We start from the raw sequence: 17151 nt of genomic DNA on the forward strand, positions 1-17151 counted from the left end.
TCAGGCCGCGAGAAGGGCCGCGCCCGCCGCCACGCCGAGCACGAGCGACACGGCGGCGGCGACCAGCGCGACCGCGCCCCGCCCCACCGGCGGCGGCCCGTCCGCGGCGCCGGCGAACACCGGCCGGATCCAGCGCAGGTAGTAGAAGACGCTGGCCACGGTGTTGACCGCGGCCACCACCGCCAGCCACGCCAGCCCGCCGTCCCAGGCCGCCGCGAACATCAGCACCTTGGCCGCGAACACCGCCGTCGGCGGCGTCCCGACGAACCCGAGCAGGCACACGACCAGCGCCGCCGCCGTCCACGGAGCCCGCCTGCCCAGCCCCGCGTAGTCGCGCAGCCGGTCGGTGCCCGCCGCGGCGACGACGGCGAACGCACCGGCGTTCGTGACCGCGTACGCCGCCAGATAGAACAGCAGCGCCGGCTCGGCCAGCCCGGTCCGCCCGGCCACGGCCACCGGCACGAGCAGGTAGCCGGCCTGGCTGACGGTCGAGTACGCCAGCAGGCGGCGGACGTTGTCCTGGTGGAAGGCGGCCAGGTTGCCCAGCGTCATCGTGGCCGCCGCGATCACCGCGAGCAGCGCGGGCTCGTCGAACACCTCCGACGCCAGCCGGTACAGCGCCGCGAACGCCCCGACCTTCGGCACCGTGGTCACGAACGCCGCCACCGGCCGCGACGCCCCCTCCGCCACGTCGGGCACCCAGAAGTGCGCGGGCACTCCCCCCGCCTTGAACAGCAGCCCGCCGAGCAGCAGCACCGCGGCCACGGCCGGGGCGCGCGCCTGTCCGTACGCGGTGGCGCCCGAGGAGCCGTACGCGAGGGTGACGCCCGCCAGCAGGCAGATGCCGAGGAACGCGCCCATCAGGTAGTACTTCAGCGCCGCCTCGGTGCCGGGAGCGTCCTTGGCGAACCCGGCCAGCGCGTACGCGGGGATGCTCGCCAGCAGGTACGCCGCCACGAGCACGAGCAGGTCCGCCGTCCCCGCCATGAGGATCGCGCCGAGGGCGGCGAGGGAGATCAGCGTGTAGAGCTCGGTCTCGCGCGCGTTCCCTCCGGTGTGGCGGGCGGCGAGCCAGAGGAGGAGCAGCGTGGCGACGCAGACGGTGACGCGGGCGGCGTCCGTGACGAGATCCGTGGCGTACGCGGGGAAGTCCCCGCCCGGACCCGCCACGACGGCGGCCACCGCCCCCACCAGGGCGATCCCGTTGATCCAGGCCACCACCCGCTGCCGGTCGCGCGGCACGAACAGCCCGGTGACCAGCCCGGCCACCCCGCCCGTCAGGACCAGCAGTTCGGGGAGGAGGGCGAGGGGGTTCATCGGCCGACCAGCGTCACGACGGCGCGGGCGGCCGGCTCGATCACATCGAGCAGCCAGCGCGGCGCGACGCCGATGACCAGGGAGAGGACCAGCAGCGGCGCGATCGCGGCCAGCTCATGGGGGCGTACGTCGCCGACCCGGCCGGTCAGCTCGCCTGGACCTCCGAGGAAGGCCCGATGCAGCATCCGCAGCAGCAGGGCCGCCGTGACGAGCACGCCGACGACCGCCGACGCGCCGGCGACGACCGCGCCGGCCCCGATGACGCCGGTGAAGATCTGGAACTCGGCTATGAAGCCCGACAACCCGGGCAATCCCAATGACGCGAACACCGCCACCGCCGTCAGCCCCGTCAGGACCGGGGCCGTGCCCGCCAGACCGCCGTATCGTCCGGTCTCGTACGATCCGGCCCGGTCCCACAGCACGCCGATGATCAGGAACAGGGCTCCGGTGATGAGGCCGTGGCTGACCATCTGGGTGACGGCGCCGCTGACCGCGAGCTCCCTGGCCTGCGTGTGCCCGGTCAGCCCGGCGGCCCCGGCGGCGAGGACGACGTAGCCCATGTGGTTGACCGAGGTGTAGGCGACCAGGCGTTTCAGGTTCTCCTGCGCCAGTGCCACCAGCGCGCCGTACAGGACGCTGACCAGGCCGATCACGATGACGACCCAGGCGTACGCACGCCACTGCTCCGGCAGCATGGGGACGGCGATGCGGACGAGCCCGTACGTGCCCATCTTGAGCAGCACGCCCGCGAGGATCGCCGACCCGGCGGCGGGGGCGTCGGTGTGGGCGGGCGGCAGCCAGGTGTGCACGGGGACGACCGGCGTCTTGACCGCGAGCCCCACCCCGACGGCCAGCAGCACGAGCGGGCCCGCGGGCGGCGGGTTCGCGGTCAGGTCCGACATGTCGAACGTGTGCGGCTCGGCGCCCAGATACAGGCCGATGAAGCCGAGCAGCAGCGCCAGCGACCCGAGGAACGTGTAGAGGAAGAACTTCAGCGCCGAGCGGGCCGGGCGGCCGTGCCCCCAGCCGACGATCACGAAGTACATGCCGACGATGGCGAGGTCGAAGAAGACGAAGAAGAGCAGCAGGTCGAGCGCGGCGAACAGGCCCAGGCAGACGGTCTGCAGGAACAGGAACAGCGCGGCGTACGCCCTGGGCCTGCGGGTCTCGCGTACCGAGTAGACGGCGCAGAGGAGGAAGAGCAGCGCGGTCATCGCGATCAGCGGCAGCGACAGGCCGTCCACGCCGACGTGGTAACCGGCGCCGACGGACGGCATCCAGCGCAGCCTCGTCTCGTACGCGACCCCACCGCCGTACCCGGCCCACAGGCCGCAGACGAGCGCCAGGTCGGCCACGGCGGCGCCGATCCAGATCCCCCGCGCCGCCCGCGCCCCGACCCCGGGCGACACCAGCAGCGCGGCCGCGACCACCGGCAGGAAGATCACGACAGAGAGCACGGTCACCTCAGCGCGGCGAGGGCGACGGCGAGCACCGTCAGCACGGTCAGGGCGACGGCGGCCTGGGCGAAGTAGACGTGCACCTGTCCGGTCTGGGGTCGCCGGGCCAGCGCGCCGAGACGGCCGGCGGCCGCCGCGACGGCCCGCACGACGCCGTCCACGCCGGTCTCGAACGGGGCCCGCACGATACGGGCGGCTCCCGTGCCCGCGCGAGGGACGGCCTCCACCGCGGCGTCGACCGTCCCGTCGTCGAACCTGCCCGCCACTCCGGCCACCGCCCGTCCCGCGCGGGCCACGCGGTGCACGGCCGCGTCGAGCACGTGGTCGTCGAACCGCGCCAGCGCCCCGGCCACCGCCATGACAGGCCGCGCCACCAGCCAGAGCGCCGCCCGTTCCAGATGCAGCCAGTCCGCGAAGAAGCCCTGCGCCCGGCCCCGCGGCGCGGCGCGGGGCCGTACCAGGAGGACGGCCGCCACCACCGCGAGGGCCGGCAGACCGGACAGGACCAGCCCACCGGGCGAGGGCGCGGAAGCGTCCGCGTCCCCGGTCACCCGAGCCCACACGGCGAACACGCCAGGCACCGCGACCACACCGAAGCCGGCGGCCGCCACCGCCAGCACCACGATCGGCGCCTTCTCCCACCCCGTCACCCCGCCGGCAGGACGGGACGCGGTCCCGCCTGATCTGCCGGGGCGCCAGACCGCGACCAGGGCCTTGGCCGAGTACGCGGCGGCCGTCAGGGCGGCGGCGAGCAGGGTGACGTGCAGCGCCGGCTCCCGCACCGCGACGACGATCGCCTCCTTGGTCGCCCACAACGCCAGCGGCGGCACCCCCGCCAGCGCCACCGCCCCCACCGCGAACGCGCCCCCGACGACCGGACACCGGCGTCCCGCCCCACCCAGCCCCGACAGGTCCCGCGTCCCGAGCGCCGACAGCCACACCCCGGCCACGAGGAACAGCAGGCTCTTGACGGCGGCGTGCGCGACCAGGTGCGCGGCCCCGCCCGCGATCGCCGCGACGCCCGCCCCCGCCACCATGAACCCGAGCTGCGCGCACGTGGACGCGGCGAGGAGCCGCTTGAGGTCCCGCTGCGCGAGCGCGACACCACCGAGCAGCAGCGCCGTGACGGCCCCGGCCCACGCCACCAGATCGGCCGCCCAGCCGGTGGCGGCGAGCAGCGGCTGGACCCGCAGCAGCAGGTACGCCCCCGCCGCCACCATGGTCGCCGAGTGCAGCAGCGCGGACACCGGGCTCGGCCCGTCCATCGCCCGCGACAACCAGAACGAGAACGGCAGCTGCGCCGCCTTCCCCAGGGCGGCGAGCACGATCCCGGCCGCCACGAGATCCCGCCACCCGCCGGAGACCCCGGCCAGCGCGTCGAGGACCGGCGGGGACCCCGCGGCGACGACCGCACCGGCCGCGACGTACAGGCCGAGGTCTCCTGCCCGGGTGGTGAGGAAGGCGACGGCACCGGACCGCACCCGTACGGGGTCGCGCCACCGATACCCGATGAGCGCGTACGACATGGCCCCCATGACCTCCCACGCCATCAGCAGCAGCACGAGATCGGTCGCCGTCACCGTGACCAGCATGGCCCCGGTGAAGATCAGCATGAGCCCGTGGAATCTGGCCTCCCGCCATTCCCCGGCCGCGAACACCAGCACGGCCAGCGCGACCGCCGCCACCGTGACCACCATCACCGCCGACAGCCCGTCCACCGCCAGCCCCGCGCGGAAGAGCAGCCTGGTGTCCACCGACGGGCGGGCGACGGCCGCGTACACCGCCAGGGCCAGCGTGAGCGCCGCGACCGCGAGCGAGACGGTCCGGGCGGCGCGGCGGACCAGCAGCAGGAGACCGCCCGCCCCGGCGGGCAGGGCGGGCAGGAGCCACAGGAGCGCGTTCACCCCTTGAGGTCCCCCGCGTCGTCGGTCATGTCCACGTCGCGGGCGCGGAAGATCGCCGTGGTGACCGCGAACCCCATGGCCATCTCCAGCGCCATGACGGTGACCGCGACGAGCACGAGAACCTGGCCGTCGGCGGTGTGGGGGGCGACGAAGTGCCAGAACGCGCCGCCGGCCACGATCAACCCGTTGATCATGAGTTCGAGCCCCATCATGACCATGACGACGGCCTGCTGGGACAGCGCGCCGTACAGGCCGACGGCGAACAGCGCGGCGGCCAGCAGCAGGTACGCCTGGAGGCTCATCGGTCGTACCGCCCCCGGTGGGTGGCGAGGACCACGGCGGCGACCATCGTGGCCAGGATGGCGACCCCGACCACCATCATGACGAGCGTCTTCTGCCCCATGACGGCCAGGCCGAGCGCGCGGGTGGGGTCGACGGGCGGGCGTCCCCCGCGCTCGGGCCACGGCGCCGCGAACACCCCTGCGGCCAGCAGCGCGAACACGCCCGACGCGATGACCGCGGCGCCCCGCCTGTTGTGCACCATCGTCATCGGCATCAGCCCGGCCGGGTTCATCATGTACATGATCATGAATACGGCCATGACGAGCATCTCCATGACCATCATGAGGATCACCAGCACGCCGACGTACTGGAGGCCGACGAGCAGCAGAGTCCCGGCCCCGGCGAGCAGCGACGCCAGGAGCGCGAACGTCGCCCGCGCCATCGAGTCGACCACGAACACGGTCACGCCGCCCGCCACGGCGAGCACCGCCAGCACCCAGAAGGCCGCGCTCACGGCAGCACCGCGATCCCGACGACCAGCGTCTGCAGCAGCGTGAGGGGGATCAGCGCGACCCATGCGAACCGCGTGAACCGATCCATCCGTACGGCCGGCACCCGGTGCCCGACCAGCACCAGCAGGCCCAGCACGGCCACGGTCTTGATCGCGGTCCACGCCCAGCCGGGCAGCAGCGGCCCGGCCCCACCGCCCAGGAACAGCGGCACCGCACCGGCGGCCACGACGACGAGCAGCGCGTACCGCCCGGTGCCGAACAGCAACCGGTCGGCCCCCGCCAGCTCCGCCCGCACCCCACCTGCAGTGTCCCGGCCGACCGGCTGCCCGAACGGGCCCCAGAACGCGACCGCCGCCGCCGACACCAGATAGACGACGAACGCGACCGGCATCCGGACCGCGAACCACAGCTCGCGTTGCGCCGCCACCACGTCGCCGAACCGCAACGATCCCGCCCCCAGCGCCACCGTGATCAGGACGAACATGAAGGGCAGCTCGTAACTCAGGCCCTGCACGAGGTACCGGTACCCGCCGATCAGCGGGTACACGGAGTTCACCCCCCATCCGACCAGCCACACGGCCCCCCAGACGCACACCTCCATGGCGTTGAACCAGACGATCCCCACACCGCTGTCCAGCACGGCCGCCTCGCCGACCGGCAACACCACGGCACCCAGCAGAGCGGCCATCAGCAGAGCGACGACCCCCGTGCGAACGAGCAGGATGTCAGCCGAGAACGTCCGCCTCCTCCCCTGCGTGAGCAGCCGCGCCGCCTCCCACCCCGGCGACCACACCAGTGCCGGCCGGACCCGCCTTCCCGCGAGCGCGGCGTCGAACGCCGCGGCACCCCACGTGAGCAGCGCCAGCGCGACCACGAGCCCCAACGCCTCACCCATGGCCGGCCCGCACGGGCACCTGGTCGAGGTCGGGATCGAGACTGGCCACGATCAACCGCGCGGTCGCGAACTCCGCGCCTTCCAGCAACCCGGGCAGCAACGCCACCGCCGCCTGTCCCGCCGTCTCCGGGCCCGTCTCCCGTGGAGTGCCGTCCTCCAGCCGCCGGACGGCCTCGCCGGCCTCGTGCACCCACCGGTACGCCCGGTCCAGCACGTCCCCGCACATCCACGCCGGCACGCCGGACCCGCCCTCGATCATCCCGAGCCCGCGCAGCATCCACCGCAGCACCACCGACCGGCGAACCCGGCGCGCGAAACGCTCCTGCCGGGGACGGAGCTCGGCCCCTGACATCTCCGCGAGCAGGCGATCCCGTATCCCACGCGCCTCCAGAGCCGCCCCCGCCCAGCCCGCGACCCCGAGCAGCCGGCCAAGACCGTCCAGGCGCGCCGCCGCCCTCCGCCGCTCGCCTTCCCCGCCCGGCCTGCCGCCCGCGTTTCGCCACGGTTCACTCCAGAAGGCCGTCCCGGTCTCGCCGGGCGGGAGGACCCGCACCGTGGCCTCCTGGATCACGTCGCCCTGCAGCACGGTCTCGACGACGAGGCCGGCGGGCCAGTCGGGCAGCACCGGGCCGAGCGGCACGTGCAGCTGATCCAGCTTCAGCCCGTCCCGGTCCGCCCCACGCTCCGCCATGGCGATCCCGGCACCGCCGGGGTCGTTCGCCTGACGCGGATGCCGGGGGCGGGCAGGCGGGGTGGCGTATCGGGCGCGTTCGTCGGCCAGGGTGGCGGTGGCGGCGTCGAGGGCGGCGCTCACGTCGTCGGGGGTCGCCGCGGACGGCAGTTCCACCAGCGCACGGGGCACGGGGACGGACTCCCGGACGGTCCCGATCGCCTCGGCCAGTTCCTCCCCGGGCCTCCCGCACACCACCAGCACCCCCGCCTCGGCCGGGGACAGCGCGACCTCCCATCCCCGGCGATCGAGCTCCGCCTCCACCGACAGCCGGGCCCGCGTCCCGTACGGACAGGCCACGACGAGCACCCGGGGCCGCCGGGCGGCGCACCGCAGCAGCCACCCCCTCACGCCCACCGGAACGCCCCCTCCCGCCAGGCGTAGAGGACCCCCACGAGCAGCAGCCCCAGGAACACGAACATCTCCACCACGGCCATGGGCCCGAGCTCGGCCACGACGACGGCCCACGGGTACATGAAGATCATCTCCATGTCGAAGGCCAGGAAGACCAGCGTCACGGTGTACCACCGCACGTGGAACCGGGACAGGGCGTGCTCACGGGGCCGCGCCCCCGACAGGAACGGCCCGGTCTCCGCGACGGCCCGGGGCGCGAGATGAGCCGCCACCGCGTACACCCCCGCGATCCCCACCGCGAGCAGCGCCACCAGCCCCAGCACCGCGCCCATGCCGCTCACCGCCTTCTCACCGGGCGACTCGGGACGGAGGGCGTCGCGCGGCGCCTACCCGGAGACCGCGACGCCGTCCGCCGGCTCGCGGCGCCGTGAGAGGAGCGGCAGGCGCAGCGCGGCCACCGCGAGCGCCGCGCCACCGGCGGCGGCGAACACCAGCGTGTACGCGGGCACCCCGCCGGCTCCCTCCGCACCCGCCGCCGAGCCCCCGGCATCGACCGGCCGCGCCGGCGGAAGAGCCGCCGGGGCCCCGGCCGCCTCGGCACCCTCGGACGACGGTGCGGCGGGCGGGCGGATGGCTCCCCACGAGTCAGACCTGCCGATGTCACGGACGAGCTCCGGTGGGACCGGATCGATCGTCAGGGAGCCGGGGACGGTGAGCGTGCCGACCTCGTACGGCTCGAACAGGCCCTGCTCGGCGACCACCCGCCACACGCCCTGCGGCAGCACCACGGACGTGGCGTAGTGCCCCGCCTCGGGCAGGACCGTGCCGGCGAAGCGCCTGCTCGTGCCGTCCTGCCGGACGAACCGCAGCGCGATGGGCCCCAGCTCGCCCCTCGGCGGGTGGGTGCCGTGCTGCAGCACCCAGAATCCCAGCGCGTACGACGTGCCGCTGTCGAACCGGGACGGCGGCGGGTCCAGGTACGTCACCGCCCACCCGCCCGACGCCGCCGCGGAACCCGGACCGGCGAACACCCCTGACACCATCCCCGTCAACATGGCCAGCGCGACCACGATCGCCCTCATGGGACCACCTCCGGTGGTGATACACCGCAAGCCCTCCCGAGGTTCCGTTCAGCCGGACGAAATTAACCCGATATATCCAGACGAAAACCGTCACACCGGATAACGCGACAAAGAAAAGCGGGAGAGCGGAAAACACCCTCCCGCCTTTCTGCCGCCCTGGCCGGCCCCGGCCACTGGCCGCCCGAGGCGGACCGTCCTGAAGAGAGCAATCAGGACTGCTGGTTGGTCATGAGCTCCGAGATCTTCCACTCTCCGCCGTCCCGAGTGAGCACGAACAGCTGCCGGTGGGTCTCGTCGTCCTGCTTGCTCGTCGCGCGGACGACGCCGCTCTCGTTGCCGGCGGTACGCGCCTCGTCGATGGTGTGCGTGGCTTCCTTCTGGCCCTCCGCCTGCTGCTGGTACAGCCTGCGGATGGCCTGGGTGCCCTCGGCCGTCGGCTCGCCGTCCCAGGCGACGACCGCGTCGTCGGCGAAGGAGTCGACGACCTGGTCGACGTTGCCCGACTTCAGGGCGCTGAAGTAGTTCTGGACGGCCGTACGGGGATCCGTAGCCGGAGCCTGGTCCGTCGGCGACATGTCCGGCGACATGCCGGGCGATTCCATCTCGGTGGGCGGGGCGGGGCTCGCCGCCCCTTGCATGGCCTGCGTGGTACCCGCGGAGCAACCCGCGACGAGGAGGGCGGGGACTATCGCGGCCAGCAGGAGTGCCCTGCGTTGAGAGTTCTTGCTCATGGCCGCTTGATGCCCGCACTAGTCCGCGCCGAATGCCCGGTTTAGGCACTTCGCACAACGCCTTTACTCGCCAGTACTCACCATCACGGCTTACTGAAATTGGCGAGACCGTTCAGAGCTTCGATCGTTGCGCAATCGAGACCGGCGATCATGGTCGCGGGGATACCGTCCATCCAGTGCCGCGAATCGAGCCGAACACCGAACCACTCCCCAACCGCGAAGACGCCGCACGCTGCGAAAGCGTGGACTCCGGACGGCGTTGCGTGCTTCCCGCGGCCCATCGCAACCCGCACGTCTATCCCCCGCTGGAGATGGACCCGGTGTAGGGACGCGCACCGAGCCTAACCTGCCGCCACCGCCGTACGCAGCACTTCCGGAAAACCCGCCACTCCGCGCACGCTCACCTCCACGTTCCCGTCGGTCACCCGCGCGGCGTAGACGGGCACCGACGCGCCCTCCTCGTCCAGGCACCGCCCGGTGACCAGGGAGAACACCTGTTTGTGCAGCGGCGAGGCGACCGTCGGCTCGCCCTTCCTGGTGCCGACGATGCCGCGCGAGAGCACGTACGCGCCGCTGAACGGGTCGAGGTTGTCCAGCGCGTGCAGGTCGCCGTCGTAGGTGCGGAAGACGGCGACCTGCACGCCGTCCACGAGGGCGCAGACCCCCCGCTCGGGCAGCAGCGCGTCGTAGGCGCAGATCCGGGTCCAGCTCATCGGGCCATCACCGGCTTGATCTGGCCGCGCTCGCTGGCGAAGACGATCGACGGGTCCGGCACGCCGGGGGCGTTGACGAAGCTGACGAACCTGCCCAGCTTCTCGGGGTCGTCCAGCGTGGCCCGCCACTCGTCGGCGTACGTGGCGACGTGTTGCTCCATCTGCACGTCGAGGTCGGCGCAGATGCCGAGCGAGTCCTCCATGATGACCTCCCGCAGGTAGTCGAGGCCGCCGTCCAGCGACTCCAGCCACGCGGCGGTGCGCTGCAGCCGATCGGCGGTGCGGACGTAGAACATCAGGAACCGGTCGATGGTCCGGATCAGCTCCTCGGTGCTCAGGTCCTTGGCCAGCAGGTCGGCGTGGCGGGGCTTGAAGCCGCCGTTGCCGCCGACGTACAGGTTCCAGCCCTGCTCGGTGGCGATGATGCCGAAGTCCTTCGAGCGGGCCTCGGCGCACTCGCGGGCGCAGCCGGAGACGGCCGACTTGAGCTTGTGCGGCGAGCGCAGCCCCCGGTAGCGCAGCTCCAGGTCGATGGCCAGGCCCACCGAGTCCTGCACGCCGTAGCGGCACCAGGTGGAGCCGACGCACGACTTCACCGTGCGCAGCGCCTTGCCGTACGCGTGCCCCGACTCGAACCCGGCCTCGACCAGCCGCCGCCAGATCTCCGGCAGCTGCTCGATCCGGGCGCCGAACAGGTCGATGCGCTGCCCGCCGGTGATCTTCGTGTAGAGGCCGAAGTCGCGGGCGACCTCGCCGATCACGATGAGCTTCTCGGGCGTGATCTCGCCGCCGGGAATGCGCGGCACGACCGAGTACGTGCCGTTCTTCTGGATGTTGGCCAGGAAGGCGTCGTTGGTGTCCTGGAGGGCGGCGCGCTCTCCTTCGAGCACGTGCCCGTTGTGCAGCGAGGCCAGGATCGAGGCGACGGCCGGCTTGCAGATGTCGCAGCCGCGCCCGTGCCCGTGCCCGGCGATGAGCTCGGAGAACGTCGTGATGCCGCGCACCCGTACGATGTCGAACAGCTCGGCCCGCGAGTACGCGAAGTGCTCGCACAACGCCTTGCTGACCTCGACGCCCGACTTCTCCAGCAGCTGCTTGAGCATCGGCACGCAGCTGCCGCAGGTCGTGCCGGCGCGGGTGCAGCCCTTGACGCCGGGCACGTCGGTGACGCCCTGGTCGGCGATGGCGGTGCGGATGTCGCCGGCGCACACGTTGTTGCAGGAGCAGACCTGCGCCTCGTCGGGCAGGTCGAGGGCGGCGCCCGCCCCGCTGAACAGCAGGTCCGACGGCGCGGCGGGGAGCTCCTTGCCCACGAACGGACGCAGCGCCGTGTACGGCGAGGCGTCGCCCACGCAGATGCCGCCGAGCAGCGTGCGCGCGTCGTCGCTGATGAACAACTTCTTGTAGACCCCGCCCACCGGGTCCATGTAGGTGACGTCGAGCGCCCCGTCCATCGCCCCGAACTGCGCCACCTCGACGCCGAGCAGCTTGAGCTTCGTGGACATGTCGGCGCCCTCGAAGGCCGCCGTGCCGCCCGTGATCCGGTCGGCGGCGACCTCGGCCATCGTGTTGCACGGCCCGACGAGCCCGTAGACCATGCCGCCGGCCAGCGCGCACTCGCCGACGGCGTAGACGGACGGGTCGGAGGTGCGCATCGCGGAGTCGACCACGATCCCGCCCCGCTCGCCCACGTCGAGCCCGCACGCCCTGGCCAGCTCGTCGCGCGGCCTGATGCCCGCGGAGAAGACCACGACCTGCGCCTCCAGCAGCGTGCCGTCCGGCTTGCGCAGCCCGGCGACCTCGCCGTCCGGGCCGGTGACGACCTCCTGGACGCCGGAGCCGGCGTGCACGCCCAGCCCGAGGGACTCGATGTGCCCCTTGAGCACCGAGCCGCCGCCCTCGTCGACCTGGCGGGGCATCAGCCAGGGGCTCATCTCGACGATGTGCGCCTTGAGCCCGAGCGCCCGCAGCGCGTCGGCGGCCTCCAGGCCGAGCAGCCCGCCGCCGACCACGACGCCCTCCACGGCGTCCTTCGCGGCCACCCTGATCGCGTCGAGGTCCTCGATGGTGCGGTAGACGAACGCGTGCTCGGCCCCCGGCACCGGCGGCACGAACGGCGCCGACCCGGTGGCCAGCACGAGCACGTCGTACGGCTCGGCCCCGCCGTCGGCGGTGACGACCCGCTTGGCCGCCCGGTCGACTGCGGTGACCCGGGTGGCCAGCCGGGTCACGATCCCGTCGGGCACCGCGTACGTGAGCTCGTCGGCGCTCGTGCCCGACAGGTAGGACGTCAGGTGCACCCGGTCGTACGCCGGGCGCGGCTCCTCCCCGATCACGGTGACCCGCCCGTCGAACCCCTTGCCGGCGAGCGTCTCGACGAACCGGTGAGCCGCCGGCCCGTACCCCACGACGACGATCCTCATACCGAGATTCCCTCCTGCTCGCACAACCATCCGACGATCCCCTCCACCGCGTCGCGGCAGGTGCCGCAGCCGGTCGTGGCCCTGGTGGCGGCGGCCACCCCGGCCACGTCGCGCGCGCCGGCCTCCCAGCACGCCCTGATCTGGCCCTTCGTCACGTTGTTGCAGTGGCAGACCTTGGCCGCGTCGGGCATCAGCGTCGGGCTGTCGGTGACGGGCGCCGACGCCAGCCCGGGGAACAGCAGCCCGGCGCGATCGCCCGGCACCGGCCCGCCACGGTCGAAGAGCTGGGTGAGCGTGCCGACGGCGTCGCTCTCGCCCAGCAGGATCGCGCCGACCAGGCGGCCGTCGCGGATGACGAGCTTCCTGTAGGTGCCGCGGGCCCGGTGGCTGAAGCGCACCACCTCGGCGTGCTCCTCGCCGAGCTGGGTCTCGCCCATCGCCGCCAGCTCGACGCTCTTGGCCTTCAGGCGGGTGACCAGGCGGGAGCCGCGGTAGAGGGCCTTGCCGCCGGTGATGACGTCGGCGGCCACGGCGGCCTGCTCCCAGGCGGGCGCGACCAGGCCGTAGACGGTGCCGTCGTGCTCGGCGCACTCGCCGATCGCGAAGATCGACGGGTCGTCGGTACGCAGCTCGTCGTCCACGACGACGCCGCGGCGCACCTCCAGCCCGGCCTCGGCGGCCAGGTTCGTGACGGGTCGCACGCCGCAGGCCAGCACGACCAGGTCGGCCTCGACCAGCTCGCCGGAGTCGAGCCGGACGCCGTCCTCGTCCACGCCGGCGGCGGTGACGCCGGTGCGCGTCCGGATGCCGAGCCCGGCCAGCGTCTCACCGAGCACCTCGCCCGCCTCGACGTCGAGCTGGCGTTCCATGAGGTGCCCCGCCAGGTGCAGCAGCGTGACAGGCAGGCCGCGCCCGGCCAGGCCGCGGGCCGCTTCGACGCCGAGCAGCCCGCCGCCGACGACCACGGCCCGGCGGGTCTTCTCGGCGGCCTGCAGGATGCGTTCGCAGTCGTCGAGCGTGCGGAACGGGATGGCCCGCTGCACGCCCGGGATCGGCGGCACGATCGCGTCGCTGCCGGTGGCCAGCACCAGCAGGTCGTACGGCTCGCGCCGGCCGTCCTCGGTGACGACGTGCCGGGTCTCCCGGTCGATGTGCGCGACCGCGCTGCCGAAGACGGCGGTGACGCGGTTGGCGTCGTACCAGGAGGCGTCGAGGAGGCGCACCTGCTCCGGCCTGGAGCCGCCGGCCAGCACGTTCGACAGCAGCACCCGGTTGTACGGCCGGCACGACTCCGCGCCGAACACGGTGATCCTGATGTGCGGGTCCCGGGCGCGTACCTCGCTGACCAGCCGCGATCCGGCCATCCCGTTGCCCACGACGACGAGTCTCATGACAACCTCTCCACCCTGACCGCGCACACCTTGAACTCCGGCATCCGCGACGTGGGGTCGAGTGCCGGGTTGGTGAGCCGGTTGGCGCCCTCCCAGTGGAAGGGCATGAACACGGTGTCGCGCCTGATGGCGTCGCTGATCCTGGCCACGGCCTTGGTCTCACCCCTCCTGCTGCTGACGCGCACGACGTCGCCGGCGGCGATGTCGAGTTGTTCGGCGAGGTCCGGGTGGAGCTCGACGTACGGCTCGGGCGCGGCCTGGACGAGCGGCGCGATCCTGCGCGTCTGGGCGCCGCTCTGGTAGTGGGCGAGCACCCGGCCGGTGCTGAGGTGGACGGGGTAGTCGTCGTCGGGCTCCTCGGCCGCCGGCCGGTGCTGCACCGGCAGGAACCGCGCGCGGCCGTCCAGGGTGGCGAAGGAGTCCAGGAACGGGCGGGGCGTTCCGGGGTGCTCCGGCGACGGGCACGGCCAGAAGACGCCGGTCTCGTCCGCGATCCGCTCGTAGGTGATGCCGGAGTAGTCGGCCGGGCCGCCCGCGCTGGCGCGGCGCAGCTCGTCGAAGACCTCGCCGGGATCGGTCGCGAAGCGGTGGCCGAGCCGTTCGGCGAGCCCGGCGATGACGTCCAGGTCGCTGCGCACGCCCGGGGGCGGCGGGACGGCGCGGCGGCGCAGCAGGACGCGGCCTTCGAGGTTCGTCATGGTGCCCGTCTCCTCGGCCCACTGGGTGACGGGGAAGACGACGTCGGCCAGCACGGCGGTCTCCGACATGACGACGTCGCAGACCACCAGCAGGTCGAGGGCGCCGATGCGGGCGGCCACGCGCTCGGAGTCGGGGGCCGAGACGATCGGGTTCGACCCGAACAGCAGCAGCGCCTTCGGCCCGTCCGGGGTGCCGAGGGCGTCGAGCAGCTCGTACGCCGACCGCCCCGGCCCTGGGAGGTCCTCGGCCGGGATCCCCCAGACGCCCGCCACGTGCTCGCGGGCCGCCGGATCGTCGATCTTGCGGTAGCCGGGGAGCTGGTCGGCCTTCTGGCCGTGCTCCCGGCCGCCCTGCCCGTTGCCCTGCCCCGTCACGCAGCCGTACCCGGAGCCGTGGGTGCCGGGCAGGCCGAGCGCGAGGGCCAGGTTGATGAACGCGGTCACCGTGTCGGTGCCCTTGGCGTGCTGCTCGGCGCCGCGCCCGGTCAGGACGTACGCGTTGCCCGCGGCGGCCAGGGCCCTGACCGCCTGCCGCATCCGGTAGACGGGCACGCCGGTGATCCGCTCGACCCGCTCGGGCCACCAGGAGGCCAGCGACGTGCGCACCTCCTCGAACCCGGTGGTCCTGGCGGCGACGTACGCCTCGTCCACCAGGTCCTCGGCGACGGCGAGGTGCAGCAGGCCGAGGGCCAGGGCCAGGTCGGTGCCCGGCGCGGGCTGCAGGTGCAGCCAGGCCAGCCTGGCCGTCTGGGTGCGCCGCGGGTCGATGACGATCAGCCGCGGCCCGGACAGGTGGCGGACGAACGGCGGCATGGTCTCGGCGACGTTCCCGCCGGCCAGCAGCACGACGTCGGCCTCGGCCAGGTCCGTGATGGGGAACGGCATGCCGCGGTCCATGCCGAACGCCCTGAGCGAGGCGGCGGCGGCCGAGGACATGCAGAAGCGGCCGTTGTAGTCGATCTGGCTGGTGCCGAGCGCGACCCTGGCGAACTTGCCCAGCGCGTACGCCTTCTCGTTGGTCAGCCCGCCGCCGCCGAACACGGCCACGGCGTCGGGGCCGTGTTCGGCGCGGAGCGCGGACACCCGGTCGGCCACGTAGTCCAGCGCGACGTCCCAGGCGACGGGCTCACCGTGCAGGAGGGGCGTGGTCAGGCGCGCGCCGTTGGTGAGCAGCTCGCCCGCCGTCCACCCCTTCTGGCACAGCGCGCCCGAGGCGTTGGCCGGGATGTCGGTCCGGGCAGCGATCGTCAGACCGGTGCCCATTTCCGGGCCGATCTCCATGCCGCACTGCAGGGCGCAGTACGGGCAGTGCGTCTTCACCGGCTCGCTCATCCGATCAGACCCTGGCATGCGCGAGGCTGGCCACGACCCTGACGCCGACCTTGCGGGTGTAGCACCACCAGGTCAGGGCGAAGCAGCAGGCGTAGAAGGCGCAGAAGGCCAGCAGGGCGGGGCCGGGGGTGCCGGCCGCGGCGAACGACATGCCGAACGCCCGGTTGATGAGGAACCCGCCGAGCGCCCCGACCGCCGAGATGATGCCGATCGCGGCCGACGCCTGGCGCTTGCCGTACAACAGGGCCTCCTCGCCCTCGCCGCGCTCGGCGACGGCCTTGGCCTGGAAAATGGCCGGGATCATCCGGTACGTCGAGCCGTTGCCGATACCGGAGGTGAGGAAGAGGATCTGGAAGGCCAGGAAGAACAGCCAGAAGCTCCCGGAGCCGGCCGCCGTCCAGACGAGCAGCACGCCGCCGCCCATCGCGGCGAAGTTCCACAGCGTGACGGGAGCTCCGCCGAGCCGGTCGGCCAGCCAGCCGCCGACCGGCCTGATCAGCGACCCGATCAGCGGCCCGGCGAAGGCCACCGCGGCGTACGGCGCACCGGGGAAGAGGCTCTGGCTGAGCAGCGGGAACGCGGTGGAGTAGCCGATGAACGACCCGAACGTGCCGATGTAGAGGAACGACATGATCCAGGTCTGGGCCTTGCCCGCCACCGCGAGCTGTTCACGCGGGTCGGCCTTGGCGCTGGTGAGATTGTCCATGAACAACCAGGCGCACCCGGCCGCCACGACGATGAACGGGATCCAGAACCACCCGGCGGCGGCCAGTCCGAGCGAGCCGATCACCAGCGGCATGACGAGCTGGACGGAGCTGACGCCGATGTTGCCGCCCGCCGCGTTCAGCCCCAGCGCGACGCCCTGCTTGTGGCGGGGGTAGAAGTAGGTGATGTTCGCCATGCTGGAGGCGAAGTTCCCGCCGCCGACCCCGGCCAGCGCCGCGATCACCAGGAACATCCAGTACGGCGTCCCCGGCTGGTTCACCGCCACCCCGAGCAATACCGCCGGGATCAGCAGCAACAGCGCGCTCACCACGGTGAAGTTGCGCCCGCCGAACCGCGCCGGCCCGAACGTGTACGGCACCCGCAGCACCGACCCGATCAGGTTCGGCAGCGCGACGAGCCAGAAGAGCTGGTCGGTGGCGAACTCGTACGATCCCAGCCTGGTCGCCACGATGCTCCACAGCGTCCACACGGTGAAGCCGAGGTGCTCGGCCACGATCGAGAAGATCAGGTTGCGGCGGGCCACGCACTTGCCTGAACTCTCCCAGAAGGCTGGGTCATCGGGGTGCCAGTCGGCGATCCAGCGCGCCATCGACCTCTCCTACGC

The 17151-nt window shown here is 73.1% G+C and carries 15 protein-coding genes; all 15 read right to left on the reverse strand.

The features are described from left to right. The 15 genes from ACIBP6_RS27935 to ACIBP6_RS28005 all read right to left on the reverse strand — a co-directional run bounded on the left by ACIBP6_RS27935 (position 1) and on the right by ACIBP6_RS28005 (position 17136). A complete protein-coding gene (locus tag ACIBP6_RS27935; RefSeq protein WP_397056783.1) occupies positions 1–1317 on the reverse strand; it encodes an NADH-quinone oxidoreductase subunit N in 1317 nt (438 codons plus the stop codon). Then, positions 1314–2774, reverse strand: coding sequence for a NuoM family protein (locus ACIBP6_RS27940; protein WP_397056785.1), 1461 nt, complete (start codon positions 2772–2774; stop codon positions 1314–1316). The genes ACIBP6_RS27935 and ACIBP6_RS27940 overlap by 4 nt, the downstream gene beginning before the upstream one ends. Positions 2775–2776: 2 nt before the next feature. Then, the gene (locus ACIBP6_RS27945; RefSeq protein ID WP_397056787.1) at positions 2777–4678 is read right to left on the reverse strand and encodes an NADH-quinone oxidoreductase subunit L; all 1902 of its coding nucleotides are present in this window, start codon (positions 4676–4678) and stop codon (positions 2777–2779) included. After that, positions 4675–4980, reverse strand: a complete 306-nt coding sequence (nuoK, locus tag ACIBP6_RS27950) for an NADH-quinone oxidoreductase subunit NuoK (protein ID WP_397056789.1) — start codon at positions 4978–4980, stop codon at positions 4675–4677. The genes ACIBP6_RS27945 and nuoK overlap by 4 nt, the downstream gene beginning before the upstream one ends. Next, positions 4977–5474, reverse strand: coding sequence for an NADH-quinone oxidoreductase subunit J (locus ACIBP6_RS27955; protein ID WP_397056791.1), 498 nt, complete (start codon positions 5472–5474; stop codon positions 4977–4979). Before ACIBP6_RS27955 ends, nuoK begins: the two co-directional genes overlap by 4 nt. Next, positions 5471–6367, reverse strand: coding sequence for an NADH-quinone oxidoreductase subunit H (locus ACIBP6_RS27960; RefSeq protein WP_397056793.1), 897 nt, complete (start codon positions 6365–6367; stop codon positions 5471–5473). Before ACIBP6_RS27960 ends, ACIBP6_RS27955 begins: the two co-directional genes overlap by 4 nt. Continuing rightward, positions 6360–7454 carry a hypothetical protein gene (locus ACIBP6_RS27965; RefSeq protein ID WP_397056795.1) on the reverse strand — a complete coding sequence of 365 codons (1095 nt, stop codon included), beginning with the start codon at positions 7452–7454 and terminating at the stop codon, positions 6360–6362. The genes ACIBP6_RS27960 and ACIBP6_RS27965 overlap by 8 nt, the downstream gene beginning before the upstream one ends. Then, on the reverse strand, positions 7445–7783 hold the full coding sequence (locus ACIBP6_RS27970) for an NADH-quinone oxidoreductase subunit A (protein ID WP_397057089.1): 339 nt from the start codon (positions 7781–7783) through the stop codon (positions 7445–7447). Before ACIBP6_RS27970 ends, ACIBP6_RS27965 begins: the two co-directional genes overlap by 10 nt. Before the next feature lie 54 nt (positions 7784–7837). Next, a complete protein-coding gene (locus ACIBP6_RS27975; RefSeq protein ID WP_397056797.1) occupies positions 7838–8533 on the reverse strand; it encodes a hypothetical protein in 696 nt (231 codons plus the stop codon). Between the two features lie 209 nt (positions 8534–8742). After that, entirely contained in the window at positions 8743–9264 is a 522-nt protein-coding gene (locus ACIBP6_RS27980; RefSeq protein ID WP_397056799.1) for a nuclear transport factor 2 family protein, read from the reverse strand. 341 nt (positions 9265–9605) lie between these two features. Continuing rightward, a complete protein-coding gene (gene nirD / locus ACIBP6_RS27985; RefSeq protein WP_397056801.1) occupies positions 9606–9977 on the reverse strand; it encodes a nitrite reductase small subunit NirD in 372 nt (123 codons plus the stop codon). Next, positions 9974–12400: a nitrite reductase large subunit NirB gene (gene nirB, locus ACIBP6_RS27990; RefSeq protein ID WP_397056803.1), complete on the reverse strand. Its 2427-nt coding sequence runs from the start codon at positions 12398–12400 to the stop codon at positions 9974–9976. The genes nirD and nirB overlap by 4 nt, the downstream gene beginning before the upstream one ends. Further along, entirely contained in the window at positions 12397–13791 is a 1395-nt protein-coding gene (locus ACIBP6_RS27995) for an FAD-dependent oxidoreductase (protein WP_397056805.1), read from the reverse strand. The genes nirB and ACIBP6_RS27995 overlap by 4 nt, the downstream gene beginning before the upstream one ends. Continuing rightward, complete coding sequence (locus ACIBP6_RS28000) at positions 13788–15821, reverse strand: molybdopterin oxidoreductase family protein (protein ID WP_397056807.1); 2034 nt, start codon at positions 15819–15821, stop codon at positions 13788–13790. Before ACIBP6_RS28000 ends, ACIBP6_RS27995 begins: the two co-directional genes overlap by 4 nt. 4 nt (positions 15822–15825) lie before the next feature. Beyond that, positions 15826–17136, reverse strand: coding sequence for an MFS transporter (locus tag ACIBP6_RS28005; RefSeq protein WP_397056809.1), 1311 nt, complete (start codon positions 17134–17136; stop codon positions 15826–15828). Between the last annotated feature and the right edge of the window lie 15 nt (positions 17137–17151).

It is taken from the genome of Nonomuraea terrae, assembly GCF_044465245.1.
In the GTDB taxonomy this organism is placed as follows: Bacteria; Actinomycetota; Actinomycetes; order Streptosporangiales; family Streptosporangiaceae; genus Nonomuraea; species Nonomuraea terrae.